Source organism: Sulfurospirillum multivorans DSM 12446 (genome assembly GCF_000568815.1).
Classification (GTDB): domain Bacteria; phylum Campylobacterota; class Campylobacteria; order Campylobacterales; family Sulfurospirillaceae; genus Sulfurospirillum; species Sulfurospirillum multivorans.
Genome location: NZ_CP007201.1, coordinates 1343391 through 1366447, shown reverse-complemented (window position 1 = coordinate 1366447; position 23057 = coordinate 1343391). Strand labels below are relative to the sequence as shown.

The window sequence follows — 23057 nt, the reverse complement described above, 5'->3', positions numbered from 1 at the left end:
TATGCTATAATTGACTTTAAAAAAGGTCATAAACCATGTATTTAGTTAATGGAAAAGCGTACACCTGTGCCATTGCCATCGCACAAGACATTTTTAACGATAAATGGAAACTAGGCATTATTTGGCATCTACTCTCGGGAGAAAAACGTTACAAAGAGCTTTTTGAAGAGGTGTGTGAGATTACGCAAAAAACCCTGACCGTGAAACTTCGGGAGCTCGAAGAAAAAGGTATTATAGCGCGTGAAGCGTTTCCTGAAATTCCACCCAAAGTGGTCTATTCACTCACCCCAATTGGCGAGAAATTACGCCCTGTGCTCAATGAAATGTTTGATTGGGGCATTGATTATGTCACCGTGTGTGGCGCCTTTAGCGAAGGAACGGTGTGCGAACCCAAACTCTCTAAAAAGGCGTGAAACCAAGTTTACATGTAAAGCGTTTAAAGCGACGCAATCTTTACATGTAAACGATCTTCACACGCCAAAGGCTTGGAAATGCGAGCACTCTCGATGCAGAGCATTTGTGTGTAATCATTCTCATTCATATCAGCAAAACTGCTTTCGCCCTCACGCCAAGGATTCCACACCACCACATCGCTGTGATTTTTATGCGTGATACTCAAGATTCGATCCTTTTCGCAAAGTAACGTAGTCGCTTCGGGCATGGTGTAGACTCTATCGATGGAATGGGTTACATGTAAAACAGGCTCTTTAGTTTCACACGCCACACCACCTTGCAAAGCATCGTTGTAGGCGCTACCCAACCCCATCACCGTTACATCATGAATGTTTTGACATGTAAGGTACGTATGAAGTGCCGCCGTACTCTCTTTTTCAGCGTTTACATGTAAACACAATTCAACATCATGTCCCAAGTTCATCTCAAGCCGTGCATTAAACGCATAATCCCACAACGACCTCGTAAACGCATTATCTCGTAACTCAAAAATCAGCTGAACGCCCTCTTCATTTTCAACATACTGCGCCATTTCCCACTCCACAATGCGCGCAAATCCATGTGCAGGCGTGCCTATTTTGCCAAACCAAGGCCAACACAGAGGAATGCCACCCCGAAATGCTTTGCCTTTTTGAAACGTTGAACGCTTAGCACTCCAAAAAAATGGCTCACCACCTTTGGGTTGAAAGTGAATGAGTTGCGCACCTTGTTTAAGGAGGATCGCATCAAAAAGCGGATGGTGAATCTCAAAGAAAAGATCGTTTGAGATAAGGTATTGCGCGTTAATGGAAACTCTCCACAAGTCGTTGCACCAGCAAATTCCACCCATCGACCAATACAAAAATGAGCAGTTTAAACGGCAAGGAGATCATAACCGGCGGCAACATCATCATACCCATCGCCATCAAAACAGAACTCACCACCATGTCGATAACCAAAAAAGGCAGATAGAGCAAAAAGCCGATCTCAAAAGCGGTCTTAAGCTCGCTGATCATAAACGCAGGCATCGCTACGGTTAAAGGTACATCTTCGATATTTTTAGGATTTTCAAGGTTACGAATCCGAAAGAAAAGCGCTAAATCTTTCTCACGGGTATTGCGAATCATAAAGGCTTTAAACGGCGCAGCACCTTTCTCAAACGCCTCTTGATAGCCCATTTTTTCTTCTAAATAAGGTTTGACCGCCACGTCGTACGACTCTTTCATCACGGGTTCCATAATGAAAAAGGTCAAGATCATCGCCAAAGAGACCATGACTTGAGACGGTGGCATCTGTTGCGTTCCAAGTGCTTGTCGCAGGAATGAAAAAACGATGAGAAGACGTAAAAAACTGGTCATCATAAACACCAATGAAGGTGCGAGGGTCAAAATCGTTAAAACAAGAACAAGGTTTAGGCTGGTCACGAGCTGTTGGGGTGTATCGGGCGCACTTAAAGAGAGGTTAACGGTAGGGATCGTGTCGGCACCAAACGCGAGCGGTGACATAAACACCATCAATAAAAAGAGCACCTTTATAATTTTTCTCAACCCGATTCCTTTGAATGTATTGTAGGATTTTAGTTGGTTTTGCGTTAAAAACCATTTAATCTTTAAACAACTTTTCGTTAAAATAGATTTCATCTGATTGTTAGGAACACACTTTATGAATATTTCGATTGCAATTATGGCGGCGGGCTTAGGCACGCGCATGAAATCAACCCTTCCCAAAGTTCTTCACGAGATCAGCGGTTTTGAAATGCTCTACCACATCATCAAAGAATCTCAAAAGATCAGCGACGACATTCACGTCATTTTATACCACCAAGCAGACCTTGTGCAAGAGCGTATGAACCGCTACTTTTCCAACATTAATTACATTATCCAAGATCATCAAAACTTCCCAGGAACGGGCGGAGCGATCCGTGGGGTTACACCAAAGTATGAGCGATTACTCGTGCTCAATGGCGATATGCCTCTGCTTGAAGCGGAAACTATGCAAAATTTTACACATTTGGACGCTGACGTTGTGATGAGTGCCTTTACATGTAAAGAGCCTTTTGGCTATGGTCGCGTCATCATGGATGCTTCTTTAAACGTGCAAAGAATCGTTGAAGAGAAAGATGCGAGCGCGGAAGAGAAGAGAGTAACGGCGGTGAATGCAGGCGTTTACCTCTTTAAAACCGACTTTTTAAACGAGAATCTTTCCAAACTTTCCAATCACAATAGCCAAAAAGAGTACTACATCACCGATTTGATCGCTTTAGCCAATGCAGAGAATAAAAGCGTGAAAGCGCTTTTTGTCGATGAAGCGACGTTTATGGGTGTCAATTCTAAATACCATCTCTCGCAAGCTGAAGAATTGATGCAAGAGCGCATCAAACGTCGTTTTATGGAACAAGGGGTGAGTATGCGCCTGCCTCAAACGATCTACATTGAAGCCGATGTCCAGATGAGCGGCGAATGCAAGCTTGAAAACGGTGTTTCGCTGCTTAAAGGCACGGTGCTTGAAAATGCACATATCAAAGCGCATTCGGTCATTGAAAAAAGTGTGATTAAAAACTCTGACATTGGACCGATGGCGCGTGTTCGACCTGACTCAATCATCGAAGATACCCACATCGGGAACTTTGTTGAGATCAAAAAATCAACGCTTAAAGGTGTTAAAGCAGGCCACCTCAGTTACCTAGGGGACGCAACCATTGATGAGGGAACAAACATCGGCTGTGGAACGATTACATGTAATTACGATGGCAAAGCCAAATACCAAACGATCATCGGCAAAAATGTCTTTGTGGGCAGTGACTCACAACTGATCGCACCCGTGAGTATTGGCGATGATGTTTTGATTGCTTCAGGAACAACGGTTACCAAGAACATCCCAAAAGGAGCCCTAGCGATCAACAGAGAACCCCTTAAAATCATAGAGGGCTTCTTCTACAAATTCTTCGGGAAAAAAGATGCGAAATAATCAACTTGCAGGGAAAAAAATCCTTTTAGGGGTCACCGGTAGCATTGCGATTTACAAAGCCTTGGAGCTCATTCGCCTTTTCATCAAAGCGGGTGCAGAAGTCAAAGTGCTGATGAGCGAAGATGCGAAGCGCTTTATAACACCGCTCACCTTTGAGGCGATCAGCCAAAACAAGGTTTTACATAGTGACACGGAAAGCTGGAGCGAAGGGCTGAGTCACATTCACACGGGCAAATGGGCAGACCTGTTTGTGATTGCCCCAGCTTCGGTCAATACGATCAATAAACTCAGCCATGGCATTGCGGACAATCTTATGACGCAAACGGCGATTGCTTTTACCAAAACGATTGTGATTGCCCCTTCGGCCAATACCAATATGATGCTCAATGCCATCACCCAAGAGAGCCTTTTAAAGCTTGAAACGCTCGGCTACGAGATCATCGCACCCCAATCCAAACTGCTCGCGTGCAATGACGAAGGTGTGGGTGCGCTTGCAGATGTTGAGCAGATTTTCTACCACTGCGCACGGTTGCTGCTTAAAGAAGCTTTTTGGAGTGAGCGCGAAGTCGTTATCACCGGTGGTGGAACGATGGAAAAGATCGATGATGTCAGATGTTTGACCAACTTTTCCAGTGGAAAACAGGCCTCTGCGCTTGCGCTTGCGTTTTACCTCAGAGGTGCCAATGTAACGCTGATCAGCAGTGGCGAAACCCCTCAGATCAACGCCATCAATATTTTACATGTAAAGAGTACGGCAGAGCTTCAAGCCGCCCTTCTTTCGCAGATGCAGTATGTCACCAAAAACGAGAAAACGCCCTATCTTTTGATGGCAGCGGCGGTGAGCGATTATGTGCCCATCAAAACCCACGAAGGCAAACTCAAAAAAGAGGAGCTTGGAGAGACGTACACCCTAGAGCTCAAACGCAACGTCGATGTGCTCACATCACTTCCCAAACGAGGCTTTAAAATGGTGGGTTTTAAAGCGGAGATAGATGAGAGTAAAGCACTTGCCAATGCAGGAAAAATGCTAGAGAAAAAAGGGTTAGACGCCGTATGCCTCAATGTACTCAAAGAGCAAAATAGCTTTGGAAGTACCAAAAATGAGGTTCATTTTATCACCGCATCGCATGTTCAAAAATTTGCTCTTGCAGGTAAATTTGAAATTGCAGAACATATTGTGGAGCAGTGTTCACACCTATGATTTCAACCCTTCAAAAGTTAGCAGGCATTGGCTCAGACATTGGACGCACCAGCAGTTCAAGTATCAATTTTAATGCCAATTTACCCGTGAGCATTGAAGTCATACGCCAAATTGATGGAGGACGCTACTGCCTCAAAGTGGGACGCAAAGAGCTCACTACCAAAAGCAGTAAAAATCTCAAAGTAGGTGAAAAATACTGGGCAAATTTTTCTGAGGGCAAAGGAGGACTTTTAACCATTTCAAACCTCTACCGACAACCCAAACTCTTTGAAAATGACGCTTACTTTTTGCCCATGGGCTTGGAGCAAATACTGGATTCTAACAGCTTTAGCTATAACGAATTTAGGGCTTTTTTAGTGAAACAGCTGAGCAGTGAGATTCCTAAAGAGCTCTTCACCCTTTATGCGTATATGCTCTTAGCCCTCTCCAAAGCCATCATTCATCTTCCCTTAATTCACGAAGGTAAAAAAGTGATGGTGCAGTTTCAAAAAAGAGAAGATGGATCGCTCCTGTTTTACATTGCTTATGAGCATTTAGGACCAATGTATGGAATCATTCAAGATTCAAGCGTTGAAATTGCGGCGATGTATGAGAAAAGTGTGTACTATTTACAAAAAGAGAGCCCTAAATTGGGTATGATTACACACCTTAGCCTGCAAAAAGAGCTCAAACCTCTTTTTGATCTGGGCGATGTGGCATTAGATGTGAAGGGTTAGGCGATGGTGTTTGAAGCTGTTTTCATCCTGCTTTTTGGTCTGTGCATAGGATCGTTTTTAAACGTTGCGATTGTGCGCATGCCTCGTCATCAAAGCATCAATCTACCCGCATCGCACTGTCCGACATGCCTGCATCCTTTGAGATGGCACCATAATATTCCTCTTTTTTCATGGCTCTTTCTAAGAGGGAAATGCGCGTTTTGCAACGATCGCATTTCGGTGCAATACCCACTTGTTGAGCTCGGTTCTGCTCTGCTTTATGGTCTTTGTTTTTTGCGTTTGCAGAGTCTTACACAAGCGCTTTTGATAGGCACAATCTTTGCGCTTTTGCTTGCTCTGAGCATGATTGATTTGCGGTATAAAGCTGTTCCAGATGCGCTCAGTTTACCCGCACTCATCCTCGCTTTTTGCACGCAAGAGCCTCTACAATCGCTTCAAAACGGGCTTTTACTGATGGGAGCGTTTACGTTTTTACGCTTTGGTATCTCAGCGCTGGCTAAAAAAGAGGTGATGGGCGAAGCAGATATTATTATTGCGGGTATTATCGGTGCGGTACTTGGCATCAAACTGGGGCTTGTAGCGATTTATATCAGCGCGCTGATTGCGTTGGTTGCGTTTATGATCGTACGCAAAAAGGGGTATGAACTTCCCTTTATCCCGTTTCTCGCCTTAGGGCTTTTGCTCACGTGGTTTTTTGATCTACCAATTTTACATGTAATGGAATTTATGTATGAATAGAGTCAGTCGTTATCTTTTAAAACATTTCAGTGAGCTCTTTAGTTCGCTCTTTTTTATTCTCTTTTTTATCACATCCGTGGTATTTTTTATTAAGATAACGGCACTGACCGCTATTATTAAGATGAACTTTTGGGAATTAGGAACGCTCTACATCTATCTTCTGCCCAAAACGCTTGTTTATACCCTGCCCATTACCTTTTTTGTGGCTTTGTGTATCACACTCTTTAACCTCTCCAAAGAGAACGAAACCATTGTACTTTTCACACTCGGATACAATCCTAAGAAAATCGCACAGCTCTTTTTAGGACTCTCCGCCCTGCTCTCTTTTATCTTGATTTTAGATGTTTTATTGCTTATTCCGATCTCAAAACAACTCAACTCAAACTTTATAGAGTACAAAAAAGCTGAAGCCAAATTTAACATCAAAGCCAATGAGTTTGGTCAACGATTCTCCGATTGGCTCGTCTACATAGAGCATAGCGATAATGACAGACGCTACAAAGGCGTAACGCTCTATCAAGCTGCCACACAAAAAGAGGATGAAAAACTCATTGTGGCAACCAATGCGATCATCGACAATGAAAAAGGTGTTCTCAGGCTCAATCTTGATCAAGGCAAAATTTTTGAATTTACCAAAGAGGGCATTCAGCAAGTTGACTTTGAACGCATGCACATCAACTCTCAGCCTAAAACGATTGTGGGAAAATTACAGAGTATTATTGAGTATTGGAACGGTGTTTTTACCGATCATAAACGCGCTTACGACCTCTCTTTTTTACTGCTCATCTCCCTTTTCCCACTTGCCACAACATTGGCAGCACTAAGTATTGGGATTGTCACCTACCGCTACAATAAAGGCGGCATCTATGTTGAGATGTTCGTAGTAATCTCATTTTACCTTGTCCTTGCAACGCTTTTATCCACATGGCATCCACAAAGCGCACCCCTTGTTGTATTTTTGATTATGTTTTTGAGTGCCTATAAAATTTACCAAAAACGCATTCGCGCTATGTTCTAAATACGCATGCGCGTTAAAATCACTCTAAGTTACGATGGAAGCGCTTTCATTGGCTTCCAAATTCAAAAAAATGAAACCAAAACCTGCCAAAGTGTCGCTGGTGCGCTTACAAGGGCTTTGCGTCATATCAACATTGAGACCACCGTTGTGGGCAGTGGACGCACCGATACGGGTGTGCATGCAACCCATCAAGTTTTACATGTAGACCTTCCACCCTTTTGGAGTGACCTTGCAAAACTTCAAGCCCAGCTTAATGTTTTTTTAGCGCCGCATATTTTCATTCAGCGCATGACGCCTGTTGATGACTCGTTTCATGCACGTTTTGATGCGAAAAAGAGGCTCTACCGCTATGTGCTTTACGATGGAGCGTATCAGCCGTTTTTATCCCATTATGCGTTACATGTAAAGCCACTTGATGTTATAAAATTGAACGAATATGCACAGGTTTTTGTCGGATTTCATAACTTTGAGTATTTTAAAAAATTGGGTGGGGGAAAGACCAAAGATGAGCGCACCATCTTTAAAGCAGGAGCGTATCGCTACAAACATCTGATTGTTATCTACTTTTTAGGCGATGCTTTTTTGCGCTCTCAGATACGGATGATGTGCGGAAGTTTACTCAAAGCGTGCGATGGCGTGCTTGAGTACAATGATCTTATCGCACAACGCGATCGTAAAATGAAAGTGTCCACAACACTGATTCCAGCGTGCGGACTTTATCTTTCGAGGGTCTTTTACTAACTAATGTTACGCAGTTTGCGTAACGGTATCTTAAACAATGAGTAAAACCCATTGTTTAAGGTCAGGGATACATCCCCGACACCTCCTAAAGCTTCATAAAACAAGTTTTATGAGAAATAAAAGGTAAGATGTTACGCTCTTTTGAAGAAGTGCGTAACATTCGTTCTTAATTCAAAAGTAGCTTTCCACCCACAACCACTTTTTTGACTTTACCATGCAACGTCTCGCCGTAATAGAGCGAGTGTTTATTGCTCACTTCATAGCTCTCTGTAGGGTCAAATAAGACCAAATCAGCATCGTACCCCACTTCGATAGCCCCTTTGGAAGAGAGCCCCAAAATATGCGCAGGATTCACGCAACAGATGCGAATAAGTTCCCCAAAATCAATCACGCCATTTTTGATTAAAAATGTATGGGCGAGCGTTAAGAATTCTTCAATGGAACCAATACCAAACGCAGCATCTTCAAACGCCACATCTTTGTATAAAATCGATTTAGGAGAGTGTGCGGAGGTGAGAATATCAACCAAGCCCTCTTTCAGTGCACCAATTAATGCCTTGCGCTCCTCTTCTTCTCGAAGCGGTGGCATCAATTTTGCATAGGTATTAAAGCCATCACAACTGGTGTCATTTTTGGAGAGATGATGAATCGAAACTTCTGTGTAAAGGTCTGATTTAAGGGCTTTATGCGATTTGGCGATGTCTAAAGAGCGTTTGGTCGAGAGCGATTTCAAAATGACTTTTGCACCGTAAAAATGTGCCATCTCAGCCACTTTGGCGACTTCCGCCGTCTCAGAGATCTTAGAGATGCCAGAGAGTCCTAAGTTGGAAGCAATCACACCATCGTTCATCAGCCCATTATCATCCAAATTTGGCTCATAACACTGCACAAAAAGCGGTCTTTTTTTCATCGTTGCGTACTGCATACCACGTCTTAGAAGGTTGGCATTGCGATGAGAATCCGCCAAAATGGCTGCGGCACCATTGTTTAACAAGGTCGCAATATTATGGAGCTGATCTTCTTTTTCATCCGCCAAAGGAGCGCTCATATGTAGATTGATTTTGGCTTGATCGATCTTAAATTTCACCAACTCCAAAAGGGTTGCACTCTCAAGGCGTGGGCTAAAATCCGACATCACCACAGCGGTTGTAACGCCGCCTTTGAGACAACTGTTGGAGAGTTTATCGATGTATTCTTGATTGAGACAGCTGTTGGAAAAGCGCACGTTAAGATCAATGAGACCAGGAAGCAAATAAAGCCCATCAGCATCGATCACGTCATCATTCGCTGCTGCATCAAGCGCTTTGCCAACGGCAACGATCTTACCCTCTTTGATCCGTACATCGTGTCTGAGAACTCCCTCTTGTGTTGACACCAAAGCATTCTTAATTAACATGGCTTCCTCTTTTGGATAATTTTTGTTTAAAACGCACGATGCGCTCATAGGAGAGGGCAATACGCTCAGAGCTCAGCTCCCCACTTTGAATCGCTTCTTTAATAATTTTATTAACGGTAAAGGTCATACTCGCACTCTCGGCAAAATAGTTCGTAAAGACCAAAATATCAGCTCCAGCGTCGATGCTACGAATCACACGGTGTTTAAAATCAACACTACTCGCAATCGAATTGGTGCGCAAATTATCAGCAAAAACGACGCCTTCAAAGTGCATTTTATCTCGTAGTAAGCCCTGAATGACCAATTTTGAAAAGAGCGTTGGATTTTTGGGATCGAGCTCTTGGTGCATGACATGGGAAATCAAAACGGCGTCCATTTTACCAAAAGCGATGAGATCATAATAGGGTTTTAACTGCTCAAAACGCCATGTTTTGGTGATCTCTTCTTCGCTAGAGAAGTTATTCCAAAGATTGGTACCCGAGGTGGGAAAATACTTCACAACGGGCATCACGCCTTCGGCTTTAAGCGCATTGATAAATAGCATCGCATAGGTCGTGACAATCTCTTCATACGCGGCGTAACTACGTTGCAGTTTGGAGCTATCAAGCACATCAAATTTAGGTTGAAGGTCAAGAACGGGCGCAAGATTGACATTAACACCACTTTGAGAAAGATCTGAGCTGAGTTTTTGATACAGTGCTTCACTTTCCGCAATATCTTTGTTTTGAAAAAGTTCATGTGCAGAGGGAACGTCGCTAAAACCTTTTTTAGCCTCAAACAGACTGTTTCCACCCTCATGTTCAACTGCCACGATCAACGGAAGCGCTTCGGGTGCTTGTGACTTGAGGTAATCATTGAGTTTTCTAAGCTGTACTGAGTTTTGAACATTTTTTTCGGTGATAAAAACCCCACCAATTTTTTCACGTTTAATGTCTTTAGCAATCTGTTCAACCCATTTATCGCCCTCTTTGGTTCCATCAAAGCCGATGATAATCATCTGTGCGATCATATCTTCCAAAGGAGGTGTTTTAGCGTGCAAAAGCGAAGAAAGCAGTAAGAAGGAGAAGAAAAATTTCAGCATCATCAATCCGACAAGAGGTCTTTCACGCTGATGCGCGGCTCTTTTCCCTTTAAAATCAGTGCTATCTCATGAGCAATGGGTGTGTAGATCGTATGTTTTGTAGAGAGTTCAAAAATCGCTGCAGAAGTAAAAACGCCTTCCGCCACTTCGCCAAGTTCCTCTAAAATAGTTTCAAGTTTTTTACCCTCAGCCAAGAAAAGCCCGACACGATAATTTCGTGAGAGCGTACTTGAAGCTGTTAAAAAAAGATCTCCCGCTCCACTGAGACCTAAAAACGTCTCATCGTGCGCACCAAAATATTTTCCAAAACGGCGCATTTCAACCAATCCACGTGCAATCAAACTCGCACGTGCGTTGTTGCCAAGTTTGAGTCCATCACAAATCCCACTGGCAATGGCGAGTACGTTTTTATAAGCGCCACACACCTCCGCACCAATGACATCTTTTGACGTATAGGTTTTAATAAACGAAGGGAAAAAAGCGGCGAACTCTTTGGAAAGTGTTTCATTGCTGGAGTTAATCACAACTGCGGTAGGAAGTCCTTTCATCACCTCTGAGGCAAACGAAGGACCCGATAAAAAACTGAGATGATCTTCTGGAACATAGTGTGCAAAAATCTCATTTAAAAAAGAACCACTGCCCTGTTCGATGCCTTTGGCAGCAACCAGAATTTTTTGCCCACTAAACGTAAAATGCGCCTCAAGCCAACCACGAACCACTTGAGCAGGAAGAGCGAAGATAAGGTATTCGCATTTCAATGCCTCTTCAAGGCTGACAAAATTTTCAATAGGTTTTATGTGACGTGAGGTGATCTTACATGTAAGCGTGAAAGAGAGCGCAAACTGAAGTGCTTGCCCCCATTTCCCCGCTCCAATGACAGCTATACTCACGCTTTTGCTCACTTACGCATCCAGTCTGGATTTTAAAAGTTCATTGACTTTAGAAGGATTGGCAGCACCTTTGCTCTCTTTCATCGTTTGCCCCACAAAGAAACCAAAGAGTTTATCTTTACCGCCTCGATACTCTGCGACTTTATCAGCATTCGCACTGATGATTGCATCGATAATCGCTAAAATAGCGCCATCATCGCTGACTTGTTTAAGACCTAGTTTTTCAATGGCTTCATCTACACTTGCACAGTTTTCCATCAAATAATCAAGTACTTCTTTCGCCGCTTTACCACTGATGGTTCCATCTTCAATGCGCTTGACGATCGATGCCAATTTAACCGCGTCCACTGGCGAAGTTATAAGGGTCATACCATGGCTTAAGCGTGCGAGAAGCTCAACGGTGAGCCATGTCACAGCATTTTTTGCCCCTGCACCCTCGCTTATCATCGTCTCATAAAATTGAGCCATCTCAACGCTGGAGGTAATCACATTGGCATCGTACTCTTTAATGCCGTACTCTTTGAGGAAGCGATCACGTTTTTGATCGGGGAGTTCTGGAATTTGGATACACTCTGCGAGCATATCATCAGGAATAAGCACGGGCAATAAGTCAGGATCGGGGAAATAGCGATACTCAGCACTATCTTCTTTACCTCTCATGCTTCGTGTTTCATTTTTTTCAGTGTCATAAAGTCTGGTTTCTTGAACCACTTCTCTCTCATACACGCCATCTTCCCACGCATTACTTTGACGCTCTACTTCGTACTCAATCGCTTTTTGGATAAATTTAAATGAGTTTAGGTTTTTAATCTCCGCTCTGGTATAAAGTTTAGTCTCACCTTTTGGGCGAATCGAGACGTTCGCATCACAACGGAAACTTCCCTCTTGCATATTCGCGTCACTGATGTCAAGGTAGCGCAAAATGGCATGCAGTTTTTTAAGGTATAAAATCGCCTCTTCACTGCTTCGCATATCCGGCTCACTCACGATCTCAAGAAGCGGTGTTCCTGCACGGTTTAAGTCCACATGCGAGACATTGCCATGGTGAATGTTTTTACCCGCATCTTCTTCAAGGTGCGCACGTGTCACTCCAATACGCTTCGTTGTGCCATCTTCAAAGTCAATGTAAATCTCACCCGCTTCAACGATAGGTATCTCAAACTGGCTGGTCTGATACCCTTTTGGAAGATCAGGATAGAAGTAGTTTTTACGGTTAAAAATAGATTTTTGATTGATCGTTGCATGGATAGCGGTACCTAAAGCAATGGCTTTTTTAACCACTTCTTTGTTTAGAACAGGGAGTGCGCCAGGAAGTCCTAGGCAAACTTCACAGACATTGGTATTGGGTTCGTCGCCAAAGCTGGTTGGGCAACTGCAAAAAATCTTGGTTTTTGTGTTTAACTGAGCATGAACCTCAAGTCCAATAACAACTTCAAATTCCATTAAATAGCCTTTGGATTAATCTAAAAAAAAGCGAATTGAGGCAAAACCGTACACACCAACCTCTTCACAAGCTTTCACCTGATCAGCGTTGATGATGCCACCAAGCGCGAAACATTTAACGCGGATTCTATCATTTATTTCTTTTAACTTCTCTAAACCAAGCGGTTCGCCCTTGTTGGGCGTTGCAAAAATGGGACTAAAGGTGATCGCATCTGCGCCTCTTTTTTCAGCCTCTTCTATCTCTTTGAGGGCATGTGTGCTTACGATGACTTCCAAACCTAACGCTTTGGCATTTTCTATTACATGTAAAGCATTGGAAGGCAGATGCACACCATCACAGCCAAGATCGTACGCCAGTTTAAAATCGGTATGCAGATAGAGTTTGGTTCGTTCATCTTGAAGGGAAGCCTTGGCGACCATCTTGGCGAGCGAAGTATAAGCTGAAGTCTGTTTATCGCGTAAACAGATGTAGTCAGGCTGATATTTAGCCTTTACATGTAAAAGTTTTTGAACGACTTCTGCTGGATTGGAAGTATAAAAGGAGGGATCAGTGATGAGATAGCGTTTGATCATCGTGACTAAGTTTTTCTAAGAGTTGCGTCTGCTTTTTAAGCTCTTCAAATTTATCCAGTTGCAGTTGTGCCATTGAAAAGATAATAACAAAAAAACAGCCACTCAGAAAGAAGAAAAGCGCAATGAGAGAAGCGATGATAGTGCCAAAAGGAAGAAAAAGTAAGAAGGTATAACCGCCACCAGCCAATGCAAGTGCCCAAGAGGCACCGTGCAAAAAGCTGAGGAGTTTTTCAAAACGCGTTTGTTGGTGTTGCAACAAGGGAGTACTTTTTAGTGCTCTTCGCTAATTAAAACAGCACCTGCAAGATAAACGTATGTTAGGATCATAAAAATAAACGTCTGCAAACATGCAGAGAATGTTAAAAGCGCATACGCAGGAAGTGGTGCTACCCAAGGAGCCAACATCAAGACAACGGCTAAGAACAGATCATCACCTTTGATGTTACCGAAAAGTCGGAAAGACAAAGAGACGATACGAGAAAGATGTGAAACGATCTCGATAGGGAACATAAGAGGTGCTAAAACTTTCAATGGTCCCATAAAGTGCGCAAAATAGTGCACAACACCGTTGACACGGATACCTTCAAAGTTATAATAGACAAACACCATCAATGCCAGTGCCAATGTCATGTTTAGGTTGCTTGAAGGAGCTTCAAACCCAGGAATAATACCGATAACGTTTGCAATAAACACCATCAAACCAAGGGTTGCAACCAGTGGTAGATATTTACGTGCCAACTCTTCACCAATGACATCTTTACCCATTGAGACGACACTCTCAAGATACGCTTCCATGACATTTTGAACACCACTTGGTACCAATTGCATTTTAGACGTTGCAAGTTTTGCTAAGACAAAACTGATAACACCGACTAAAACAATGTGTGATACAAAGATGAAGTCATGGGAGTGGTTAATAAGACCTAAAAATGTAAACATTTCGCCCATTACACATTTCCTTCGTTAATAATTTGCGTGATTGTATCTATAAATCATTTAATAGTAGTTTAAGGCTTCGGCTTTTTGCGAAGTTCGCTGACCTGTTGCCCACCTATACCCCAATTATCCATATCCACTTCGTCGATCGTAACAACCGTTGTGGCTGGATTTTTACCCAAAACGCTCACTAAGAGGTTTGTTACACCCTCAATAAGCTCAGCTTTTTGCTCTTTTGTTGCACCTTCTTTGGTGATTTTGATAGTGACATAAGGCATCTTTACTCCTTCATTAAAAGTCGATGAGCACGCGAAAGTGCCATATCGATATTGTCGGTAATGTTTTCTAACCCTATTTTTTTCTCAAAACCAAGACGGCGAATTTTAAGCTTGATGTGCTCATTGACCCCTGAAAGTACAAGAATCGTTCCGTTGCTTTGGCAAAGATCAAAAAACTCCTCTAAGGCATGAAGCCCTGTTGCATCGATCATTGGTACATGACGCATACGCAGTATAAAGACTTTGGGAGGATTGCTCACTTCCCCAAGGACATTTTTAAGGCGATCGGCAACGCCAAAAAAGAATGGTCCATCAATCTCATACACTTCGACATCTTTTGGCACAATTTTCTTAGAAATAGCATTTGCATCATCCATTTCAATGGGCTCATCGTCTTCATCTAAAGGCATACCAATCGTATTTTTCGTATCGACAATGCCTGTCACATCAATCATACGTTTGATAAACAGAAGACCTGCAAGCATAATGCCTGTTTGAACACCCGTGTTGAGATCGATTAAAACAGTTAAGAAAAACGTCATTAAAAGCACAACCATATCGTTACGCTCGGACTTAAGAGCAATGGCTTTAAAGTGGTGAAACTCACTCATATTCCATGCTACAACGATCAAGATAGCCGCCAGCGTCGCTAAGGGAATCAGCACAATGAGTTTTGAAAATAAAAACATAAACACAAGCAACATGAGGGCATGAATGACACCCGAAACAGGACTGTATGCACCCGCTTTAATGTTCGTAGCCGTTCGTGCAATGGCACCTGTAGCGGCAGTGCCTCCAAAAAGAACGGAAGCGACATTGGCAACACCTTGCGCCATAAGCTCTTTATTCGAGTGGTGACGATCTCCCGTCATACCATCGGCTACAACACACGAAAGCAAGGATTCGATCGCTCCCAAAAGGGCAATCGTCATCGCATCAGGAAACACCGCCCGTACTTTTTCCAATGAAAATGCAGGCATGGAAGGATATGGCAACGTAGAAGGGAGTGCACCAAATTTTGAACCAATCGTTTCCACAGGCAATTTAAAAAGATAAACCGCAAGGGCTGAGAGAATAATGACAATAATGGGTGCAGGAATATGCGGAAAACGGTGGCGCAATTTAAGTAAAAGTGCCATGCTCACCACGCCAATAGCCATCGCATAATAGTTTACATGTAAAAGCTCTGTCGAGTAAAGTTTCCACTGATCGACAAACTCTGCGGGCATTTTGGCAATAGGAAGCCCAAAAAAATCTTTGATCTGTGAGGAGAAGATAATGAGGGCGATACCGGTTGTAAAACCCACCGTAACGGGATAAGGAATGTACTTGATAATGTTACCAAGCTTAAAAACACCCATAAAAAAGAGCATAATGCCTGCTAAAAATGTGGCAATCACTAAGCCATCGTATCCGTGTTTTAAAATAACCGCATAGAGTACCACAACAAAAGCCCCCGTAGGACCTCCAATCTGATACCTACTCCCACCAAAGAGAGAGATAATTAACCCAGCGACAACCGCTGTAAAGAGCCCTTTTTCAGGACTAACACCACTGGCTATGGCAAATGCCATTGCTAAAGGTAAGGCGATAATCGCAACCGTAGAGCCTGCTACAATATCGGACGATAGTTTTGTAACAGAGTAGCCCTCCCTCAAAATCATAAAGCTCCTAGGGAGCCAATACTTCACATTCATTGTGAACCTTAAAGAAGAATTTTCTCTTGTCCTAAGCGATAGAGTGCAAAATCATATTTGACAGGATCACTTGGATCAATCTTTTGGAGTGCGCGACTCAACTCTAACACAGCTTTAAAATCATACGATTTTCGCTGAATCAAGCCCAATTTTTTTCCCAATGCAAAGGTGTGTGTATCCAGTGGTACGAGCAGATCTTTGGTATCAACACCGCTCCAAAGTCCAAGATCAAGATGATCTTTACGCACCATCCATCTAAGATACATGTGCCATCGTTTATAAGGCGATACTGGGGTTATGGGAGGTATTGTACCCAATAAAAACTGATAGCCGCGTGAGCGATAAGGATTAATATCGTACAACAACGCAATCAGTGCGCGTAAACCATCCATCACATTTGATTTTTTTTGATACGCAGGGAGAAAAACTGACTCGAATGAGCCAATGTCGTGTTTAACACGCCCAAGCGTTGTAAAAAGCGCTTGAATGTCTTTGGCATTTTGAAAACGGTAATAATGATGCGCTAATGCCTGCTCAATCATGCTTTCATCCGCATCCAAGAGCGAAAAATCCAAGCTCTCTAAAAACTGAATGATGGCAGGAACATTCCCATACGCAAACAGAGCACAAATAAGGGCGATAAATTCATCGTTATGCCGTGAAGCAATCAGTAAAGGATCAGGACGATTTAAACTGATCTCATCTGCATGATTGCGTTTAGTTGCCTCTTCATTTAAAAGTTTTGCAATAGCTTCAAACGTCATTTAAGACATCTTTTTCGTTACTCTTGGATTGAAGATAATCAGAGAGATTAATCAAGGAAAAGGTGACGAGAAAGATAAGAAAACCTGGGAAAAAGCTCAGCCACCATGCAATATCAATTACTTCTTTACCTTCACTGATAATCACACCCCAACTCATCTGTGGAGGCGTAATCCCAATGCCTAAAAAGCTCAGCCCACTCTCTGCCAAAATCGCTCCACTCACCCCAAATGTAAAGCTAATAAAAAAGATAGGAGCAAGCAAGGGAGCAAAGTATTTAAAGATGATTTTGAAAGTATTGACATTGGAGAGTTTAAGAATTTTAATAAAGGGAGCATTAGAGATGGCGAAGCTCTCACTTCGTATCATTCTCGCCATTCCCATCCACCCTGTAATGGAAATAATAAAAACAAGCACCCACACCGAAGCATTCATATAACTAATTAACGCTAAAAGAAGAAAAAAAGTCGGAAAGGTTAAGAAAAGATCGATCACAACGATAATAAGCTTATCAACGCTCTTTTGAAAAAATCCTGCGCTAATACCAATCATAAGCCCTACAATACTCGAAATCAGTGCGCTTAAAATGCCGATCATTAAGGAGACTTGACCCCCAACCATCAAACGCGCCAAAAGATCCCGCCCTAGCCTATCGGTTCCTAAAAGATGCTCAAAACTGGGAGGTAATAAAATAGCGTTGGGGCTTAGTTCATACGCAGAACCTGTATAAAAAGAGGGTAAAGCAAAGCAAAAAAAGAAGATGAGCACCAAAAGAGTGGTGCTCAAAAACGGAAATCGTTTCACTAGGATTTCATGCCTAAAAGGGTATCTAACATCTCATCGATTGTTGTAATAATTTTAGCAGCAGCCGTATAAGAGGCTTGATACATTATCAAATTCGCAAGCTCTTCATCTTCATTCACACCGCTCGTCGATTGGAATTCGGTATAAGCTGTGTTGTAAAGCGTCTGATTGGTTGAAAGACTCGAAGCAGCGGCACTTGCCTCTGAAGCAATGTGTGTCGTTAAGCTTGTGTAATACCCATCCAATGTTCCCTTGCTGACAATGCCACTATTGTAAAAACTTAATGAATCGTATTGCAATTGCACCATGGCGTTTGCAACCGTATTATCTCCTGAGATGGGCGCAGCAAACCCTTCCATAGAAGAAGGATCTTTTTGATATTGTGTTGCGACGCTAATGTCGGAGGCATTACTTCCCGTTAAAAACTGGCTAATACCAATGGCTCCTGGAAAATTCGTACCATTATCTTCTATTGCAATGGTATAACCACTGTTATTTGTCGTAGGAGAGAGTGAGAACGTACCATCTTCCATATAAATAGCTGTAAAGTAGTCATCGACATCGTTTAGCGAATTATTATCACTGTTATCATCCGTACTGGCATTAATTTGACTCACAATGCTATCCGAAAAAGTATCATCACTCAGAGTGGTTGTGCTACCAACAGCAACCGTTTTACGAGCAACTTCAACGCCACTCTTATCATAGATAATCACGTCAAAAGTACCTGATTCAATATTATCATAGGCATTTTTTAAAGCGTCGTCTCCCTTGATATCCAAAATAGGAGATTGCATACTTGATTGTGCACTTTGTGCATAGATATTATTGGTTGCGGTAATGAGCGTTTGGGCAAATGTGTCTAATTCATCAATATAATCTTGAATTTTTCCATCGGTAGGATACCCATTCTCTCCATTTAGAACGCGACCGCGAAGGTCGAGCATGGAACCTACTTCACCACCTGAAATTTTCCCCGTTAAGTCATACTGCTTACCATCTTGTGTTTCATAATAAACAGAGTAATAGCCACTTGTGTTTGAGGTATTGCTCGCAACCAAAGGATGATAGGTCGAACCATCAATAATCGTATAGCCAGCAATATTAAGGCTGTACTCTGTACTGGTTGTCTCAGAAGTACTTAGGTCTGATGAAACGGAAGAGGTGTAGCTGCTTGTATTTCCTTTGTAAACAGAAATATCAACTAAGTTAGACAACGTAAGTTCAAGCTCATCACGCTGATCCCTTAAGTCATTCGCATAGTTGCCTTCTTCTGCTTCTATAACGTTAATCTGTTTATTAATATCTGAAATTTGTTCTGCAATACTATTGATTTCATCAACCGCTGTTCCAAGCTGTGAATTTACAGAATCTTGAAGATCGCGTAACGAATCTCTGGCGGATTGGATATCACTTGTCATCGTTAAAGCTGATTGTACCAGAGCGATTTTTTGAGATCCTTCGGTTGCATTGGAAGCCAAATCATTCCAAGCAGAAAAATACTCTTCAAGATCAACAGCAATACCCGATTCATCCAAATCTGGAAAATAATTAGACGCTTCTTCCAATACTTGTGTTTTATACGCATCATAAGCAACAGCTGTGGCAGCATTTCTCATCTTAACATAGCTGTATTCATCGTGTACTCGTGTAACAGAAGTAATTGTCACACCAGAACCAACACTAATGCCACCCGAACTTACTGCCGAACTTGCCGCAAAATTAACGCGCTGTCTGGTATAAGAAGCATTATCTTGATTAGCAATATTTTGGCTGGTAGTGGCGACGGCAACTTGTGCCGCATTTAGAGCCGATGTTCCGGTGTTGAGTGTGCTAAAAAGTCCCATGATTATGCCTCAATTTTGAGTAACGAAGCTGGCTTATGATTGGCTGTTTTATAGCCATCCATCTCTCTTGGAAAGATATTATCGAGTAACACATTGTAAAATTGACTGATGGAAACCACATATTTTGCATACTGTTTATTGCAGACTTTGAGTTCTGTAAGCTTTGTTTTCATTTGAGCTAAAAGCTCTTTTTGAGTAGCGTTTAATAACTCTTCCAGTGATTTTTTACCGCTCTCTTTAAGCATTTTGGAAAGTTCATTGTCCAAAAGAGACTTTTTAGTCTCAAAAGAGTGAATAAGATCTTCTTTAATTTTCGATCGTTCAGCGACATCTCCGTGCTGTGCAGCTTTGATAGCAACAATATCTTTTTCAGTCTGCTCTATAAGGCTATCAATATCTTTAATTGCATTTTGCAAATAGTGTGTTAACATCGTATGATCCTTTTACATGTAAGGATTTAGAGCAACTCTTCCGCGACTGCTTGAGCAGTTTTTGCTAGATCGAATTTATACGTTCCGTTTTCGATTCCAGCTTTAAGCGCGGAGACTTTGTCTACCCCTTCACTTTTTTCTGTTTTTGAGACACCTTTTGAGGCATCCTCTTTAAGACTGTTTTGTTGTACGTACGCCACATTGGACGATTGAACCGTTGAAATCATTTTAGAACCTTTACAGTTAAATTAATATCGCTTGCAACTATATCGTCTAAAATGATAAAACTTTAACGACCCTCTTTTAAATAGCTAAATAACATTTCGCTTAAACCCAAATTACCACTTAAAGCATTACTCATCGTATCGTTATACATCGATTTATAAATTTTATCACCCGCATCTTTCTCATAAAGCCCACCCTCTTCGTCACTGCTAAGCGCAATATCAAGGATCTGTTTTAAGAAAAATGCTTCAAATTTATCGGTTTGCTCTTTTAGCAATGCATCATTTTGCTCTGTATTGTCTACGGGTGTTGGTGTCGTATTATAATTTGCATTTAAAAGAGCAATACTGCTATCAGTTTGCATTAGATGATCTCCAATGGAGCGGTAATGGCGCCTGCACGCTTGATATTTTCTAAAATGGAGATAATATCTTTAGGCTTAGCTCCCAATTTATTGAGTGCACGTGCAATGTTGGCAACCGTCATACTCTCTTGTTTGATTTTAATGCGATTTTCCGCTCCAGCGATCTTAACATTACCACCAATATCTATATTTCGATCATCCGCTAATACATCTTCGGCTTCAATCTTGATCGTAATGTCTCCATGGGTGACCACAACAGGATCAACCCTAACATTAACACCTGCGACAATTGTCCCCGTACGCTCATCAATAACAATTTTTTCTTCTTTTTCGTAGTAAACATCGACATCTAATGTTTTCGCTAGAAACTCAACGGTCGAGTGCCCTTCGGGTTTCATCAAACGAATGGTTCTTGAATCGGTTGCGACGGCAATTTTTCGACCAAATTTGCCGTTAAGTTCATTTTGTACGGATACGGCTGTATTGAAATTGGCTTCTTTTAAAGAGAGATCTACAAATTCTTGGTCATGGAGATTATTTTCAATTTCGCGCTCGACCAAAGCACCATTAAAGATGTTCGCGGACGCGGGGTGATTGAATTGCCCTTTTTCTTTACCGTTCATACCGCCAATGCTGAGTGAGCCTTGCGCTAAAGAGTAAATTTTTCCATCCACACCTTTGAGCGGTGTTAACAGCAAATTTCCACCTTGTAAAGACTTCGCATCCCCAATGGAAGAGACTGAGACATCAACTTGGTCACCCTGCCTGGCAAAGGCTGGAAGTTTGGCAGTCACCACAACGGCGGCGATATTTTTAGATTTAATATCTGCAGGGTCAATTTTAACGTTAACTGTTTGCAAAAGATTCGAGAGTGATCGTAGTGTAAATTCAGACGATGAACCATCTCCCGTGCCGTTAAGTCCAACGACAAGACCATAACCGATGAGTTGGTTTTCCCTCACACCAATGACATTGGCAATATCACCAAGTCTCTGAGCATACAGTGTGCTGAGTGCTGAAATCAGTACGAAAGAGAGTGTAACAATCTTCATCAATTCCCTTTAAATTTAGCGTTCTTGCCAATTTGAAGCAATTAATGTTCCATGTTCTTACATGTAAAAGGAGAGCGAACTCTTTCCAAATTTTTTACGCTTTGTTAACGTATATGAACCAATGGCTTCTGGAAGAACAAGGGTGCTCATATGTTCAATCACGATCCAATGTGCCTTATCCGTGGGAATTGAGGCGATTAAACCCATCACTTTTTCATACACATCTTCCATCCCCTCACGAATGGAAAAAGGAGGATCAAAATAGAAATAAGCTTTACATGTAAGCTTTCCTAGCAGTGTCGGGAAAAGGATAAAACTATCACCTTCAAGAGGCGTTGTGTGTTCTTCATCGATTGCTTTACAGTTACTTTTCAGTGTTTGAAACGCTGCTCTATCTTTTTCTATAAAATAGGCGTGTTTAGCGCCACGACTGAGTGCTTCAAGCCCCATCGAACCACTGCCGCCAAACACTTCAACAAAAAGCTCATCAATGATGTCGTATTGAAGACTGTCAAAAAGTGAGCCTTTTAAAATGGCTTTGGTGCTTCGTGTGCTCTCCAAAGAGGGAAGAAGAATCTTTTTTCCTTTGTATTTACCTGCACTAATGGTTGAAGAAAGGGACTTAATTGCCATAATAGCCTCGGATCGTCTGAATCAGTTCTGCCCTAAATTTTTCAGTCAGTGCGGTGATCTTTTCTTCAAGAAGATGGGTGCTTTTAGAAGCGACCACCCCTTCATCCTCTACTATGCCTTGGAGTAAAAGAAGGTGTTGAAAAAATTTATCTAATTCTAGTAGAAGTGAAGATTTGGAAAAAGGAATCATCAAATTACCCTCATGGGAAGAGATGTAAAAAATAGGTTTATCCAGTTCAATTTTTTTATCGCTAATCACAAAGTCGCACTGTTTATAAGCCACAACGCTCTCGCCTAAAAAACTCTTGAGTGCACGACTTAACAGCAACGATTGACACACTAACGCTATTTTCATCTTATTCCTCTTCTTGTAATCATGAAATAGTAACACACTCAATCTTAATTCACTGGGTCAATTAAACAAAAAAAAAGATGTGTCGATCTTGTTTAAAAGAAAAACAAGGGGGGCAATTATGGACATTTTTAGCACAACAAGTAAGCAAGTAGAAACGACAACCACTCCTACGGTATCAACTGTAGCACAGACCCGACCCGTTGAAGAATCGAATAAAATAGAAACGCAGAACCAAGAGACATTTGATGAAACAGCGAAAACACTGAGCCAAACGGTTAAAGAGCTTAATGCACAAATGGAGCTTTTAGATACCAATATCTCTTTTGGTTTTAACGATGAAATCAATCTTATGTATGTTAATGTTATGGAGAAAAGCTCCGGAGAAACCATCCGTAAAATCCCAACGGAGGAAGCAATGCAACTTTCTGCTAAAATGAAAGAAATTGTGGGAATGATATTTGATAAAAAAGGATAAGC

28 protein-coding genes are annotated in these 23057 nt (G+C 42.0%); 8 read left to right on the top strand and 20 right to left on the bottom strand.

The features are described from left to right. Positions 1 to 35: 35 nt before the first annotated feature. Positions 36 to 413, top strand: a complete 378-nt coding sequence (locus tag SMUL_RS07000) for a winged helix-turn-helix transcriptional regulator (RefSeq protein ID WP_025344546.1) — start codon at positions 36 to 38, stop codon at positions 411 to 413. Between the two features lie 23 nt (positions 414 to 436). On the opposite strand, the gene SMUL_RS06995 is transcribed toward SMUL_RS07000, so the two are convergent. Together SMUL_RS06995 and fliP are read right to left on the bottom strand one after the other, a co-directional pair. Next, a complete protein-coding gene (locus SMUL_RS06995; protein WP_051492681.1) occupies positions 437 to 1255 on the bottom strand; it encodes a D-hexose-6-phosphate mutarotase in 819 nt (272 codons plus the stop codon). After that, entirely contained in the window at positions 1236 to 1946 is a 711-nt protein-coding gene (gene fliP / locus SMUL_RS06990; protein WP_407701812.1) for a flagellar type III secretion system pore protein FliP, read from the bottom strand. Before fliP ends, SMUL_RS06995 begins: the two co-directional genes overlap by 20 nt. A 148-nt stretch (positions 1947 to 2094) precedes the next feature. On the opposite strand from fliP, the gene glmU reads away from it, so the two are divergent. From glmU to truA, 6 genes are read left to right on the top strand one after another with little or no spacing between them, the layout of a single operon-like run. After that, positions 2095 to 3399, top strand: a complete 1305-nt coding sequence (gene glmU / locus SMUL_RS06985) for a bifunctional UDP-N-acetylglucosamine diphosphorylase/glucosamine-1-phosphate N-acetyltransferase GlmU (RefSeq protein WP_025344544.1) — start codon at positions 2095 to 2097, stop codon at positions 3397 to 3399. Beyond that, the gene (gene coaBC, locus SMUL_RS06980; RefSeq protein ID WP_025344543.1) at positions 3389 to 4600 is read left to right on the top strand and encodes a bifunctional phosphopantothenoylcysteine decarboxylase/phosphopantothenate--cysteine ligase CoaBC; all 1212 of its coding nucleotides are present in this window, start codon (positions 3389 to 3391) and stop codon (positions 4598 to 4600) included. Before glmU ends, coaBC begins: the two co-directional genes overlap by 11 nt. Then, positions 4585 to 5316 carry a hypothetical protein gene (locus tag SMUL_RS06975; protein WP_223809791.1) on the top strand — a complete coding sequence of 244 codons (732 nt, stop codon included), beginning with the start codon at positions 4585 to 4587 and terminating at the stop codon, positions 5314 to 5316. The genes coaBC and SMUL_RS06975 overlap by 16 nt, the downstream gene beginning before the upstream one ends. 3 nt (positions 5317 to 5319) lie before the next feature. Continuing rightward, entirely contained in the window at positions 5320 to 6054 is a 735-nt protein-coding gene (locus SMUL_RS06970; protein WP_025344541.1) for a prepilin peptidase, read from the top strand. After that, on the top strand, positions 6047 to 7072 hold the full coding sequence (locus SMUL_RS06965) for an LptF/LptG family permease (protein ID WP_025344540.1): 1026 nt from the start codon (positions 6047 to 6049) through the stop codon (positions 7070 to 7072). Before SMUL_RS06970 ends, SMUL_RS06965 begins: the two co-directional genes overlap by 8 nt. Positions 7073 to 7078: 6 nt before the next feature. Then, positions 7079 to 7813: a tRNA pseudouridine(38-40) synthase TruA gene (truA, locus tag SMUL_RS06960; protein ID WP_025344539.1), complete on the top strand. Its 735-nt coding sequence runs from the start codon at positions 7079 to 7081 to the stop codon at positions 7811 to 7813. A gap of 166 nt (positions 7814 to 7979) precedes the next feature. On the opposite strand, the gene SMUL_RS06955 is transcribed toward truA, so the two are convergent. The 18 genes from SMUL_RS06955 to SMUL_RS06870 form a co-directional block, all read right to left on the bottom strand. Continuing rightward, positions 7980 to 9209, bottom strand: a complete 1230-nt coding sequence (locus tag SMUL_RS06955) for an amidohydrolase family protein (RefSeq protein WP_025344538.1) — start codon at positions 9207 to 9209, stop codon at positions 7980 to 7982. Continuing rightward, positions 9199 to 10293, bottom strand: a complete 1095-nt coding sequence (locus SMUL_RS06950; protein WP_223809790.1) for a glycoside hydrolase family 3 N-terminal domain-containing protein — start codon at positions 10291 to 10293, stop codon at positions 9199 to 9201. The genes SMUL_RS06955 and SMUL_RS06950 overlap by 11 nt, the downstream gene beginning before the upstream one ends. Continuing rightward, positions 10293 to 11180 (bottom strand): NAD(P)H-dependent glycerol-3-phosphate dehydrogenase, encoded by an 888-nt coding sequence (locus SMUL_RS06945; RefSeq protein ID WP_025344536.1) that lies wholly within the window; start codon positions 11178 to 11180, stop codon positions 10293 to 10295. Before SMUL_RS06945 ends, SMUL_RS06950 begins: the two co-directional genes overlap by 1 nt. A 12-nt stretch (positions 11181 to 11192) precedes the next feature. After that, positions 11193 to 12623, bottom strand: coding sequence for an Asp-tRNA(Asn)/Glu-tRNA(Gln) amidotransferase subunit GatB (gatB, locus tag SMUL_RS06940; RefSeq protein ID WP_025344535.1), 1431 nt, complete (start codon positions 12621 to 12623; stop codon positions 11193 to 11195). Between the two features lie 15 nt (positions 12624 to 12638). Continuing rightward, a complete protein-coding gene (locus tag SMUL_RS06935; protein WP_051492680.1) occupies positions 12639 to 13196 on the bottom strand; it encodes a thiamine phosphate synthase in 558 nt (185 codons plus the stop codon). Beyond that, on the bottom strand, positions 13171 to 13455 hold the full coding sequence (locus SMUL_RS06930; RefSeq protein WP_025344533.1) for a hypothetical protein: 285 nt from the start codon (positions 13453 to 13455) through the stop codon (positions 13171 to 13173). Before SMUL_RS06930 ends, SMUL_RS06935 begins: the two co-directional genes overlap by 26 nt. Positions 13456 to 13466: 11 nt before the next feature. After that, on the bottom strand, positions 13467 to 14144 hold the full coding sequence (locus SMUL_RS06925) for a F0F1 ATP synthase subunit A (RefSeq protein ID WP_025344532.1): 678 nt from the start codon (positions 14142 to 14144) through the stop codon (positions 13467 to 13469). A gap of 59 nt (positions 14145 to 14203) precedes the next feature. Then, positions 14204 to 14410 carry a tautomerase family protein gene (locus SMUL_RS06920; protein WP_025344531.1) on the bottom strand — a complete coding sequence of 69 codons (207 nt, stop codon included), beginning with the start codon at positions 14408 to 14410 and terminating at the stop codon, positions 14204 to 14206. Between the two features lie 2 nt (positions 14411 to 14412). Then, a complete protein-coding gene (locus tag SMUL_RS06915) occupies positions 14413 to 16074 on the bottom strand; it encodes a SulP family inorganic anion transporter (RefSeq protein WP_025344530.1) in 1662 nt (553 codons plus the stop codon). A 41-nt stretch (positions 16075 to 16115) separates the two neighbouring features. Continuing rightward, positions 16116 to 16871, bottom strand: a complete 756-nt coding sequence (locus tag SMUL_RS06910; protein ID WP_025344529.1) for a TIGR02757 family protein — start codon at positions 16869 to 16871, stop codon at positions 16116 to 16118. Then, the gene (locus tag SMUL_RS06905) at positions 16861 to 17673 is read right to left on the bottom strand and encodes an ABC transporter permease (RefSeq protein WP_025344528.1); all 813 of its coding nucleotides are present in this window, start codon (positions 17671 to 17673) and stop codon (positions 16861 to 16863) included. The genes SMUL_RS06910 and SMUL_RS06905 overlap by 11 nt, the downstream gene beginning before the upstream one ends. After that, positions 17673 to 19520: a flagellar hook-associated protein FlgK gene (flgK, locus tag SMUL_RS06900; protein WP_025344527.1), complete on the bottom strand. Its 1848-nt coding sequence runs from the start codon at positions 19518 to 19520 to the stop codon at positions 17673 to 17675. The genes SMUL_RS06905 and flgK overlap by 1 nt, the downstream gene beginning before the upstream one ends. Before the next feature lie 2 nt (positions 19521 to 19522). After that, complete coding sequence (locus SMUL_RS06895; RefSeq protein ID WP_025344526.1) at positions 19523 to 19951, bottom strand: hypothetical protein; 429 nt, start codon at positions 19949 to 19951, stop codon at positions 19523 to 19525. 26 nt (positions 19952 to 19977) lie between these two features. Then, complete coding sequence (locus tag SMUL_RS06890; RefSeq protein WP_025344525.1) at positions 19978 to 20178, bottom strand: flagellar biosynthesis anti-sigma factor FlgM; 201 nt, start codon at positions 20176 to 20178, stop codon at positions 19978 to 19980. A gap of 62 nt (positions 20179 to 20240) precedes the next feature. Continuing rightward, positions 20241 to 20540 carry a rod-binding protein gene (locus SMUL_RS06885; protein WP_025344524.1) on the bottom strand — a complete coding sequence of 100 codons (300 nt, stop codon included), beginning with the start codon at positions 20538 to 20540 and terminating at the stop codon, positions 20241 to 20243. Then, positions 20540 to 21592 carry a flagellar basal body P-ring protein FlgI gene (locus SMUL_RS06880; protein WP_025344523.1) on the bottom strand — a complete coding sequence of 351 codons (1053 nt, stop codon included), beginning with the start codon at positions 21590 to 21592 and terminating at the stop codon, positions 20540 to 20542. Before SMUL_RS06880 ends, SMUL_RS06885 begins: the two co-directional genes overlap by 1 nt. A 57-nt stretch (positions 21593 to 21649) precedes the next feature. Continuing rightward, a complete protein-coding gene (gene rsmD / locus SMUL_RS06875) occupies positions 21650 to 22225 on the bottom strand; it encodes a 16S rRNA (guanine(966)-N(2))-methyltransferase RsmD (RefSeq protein WP_025344522.1) in 576 nt (191 codons plus the stop codon). Then, the gene (locus tag SMUL_RS06870; RefSeq protein ID WP_025344521.1) at positions 22215 to 22580 is read right to left on the bottom strand and encodes a hypothetical protein; all 366 of its coding nucleotides are present in this window, start codon (positions 22578 to 22580) and stop codon (positions 22215 to 22217) included. Before SMUL_RS06870 ends, rsmD begins: the two co-directional genes overlap by 11 nt. A 118-nt stretch (positions 22581 to 22698) precedes the next feature. Here SMUL_RS06870 and SMUL_RS06865 point away from each other — a divergent pair, with 118 nt between their 5' ends. Then, the gene (locus tag SMUL_RS06865) at positions 22699 to 23055 is read left to right on the top strand and encodes a flagellar protein FlaG (RefSeq protein WP_025344520.1); all 357 of its coding nucleotides are present in this window, start codon (positions 22699 to 22701) and stop codon (positions 23053 to 23055) included. Positions 23056 to 23057: the final 2 nt, after the last annotated feature.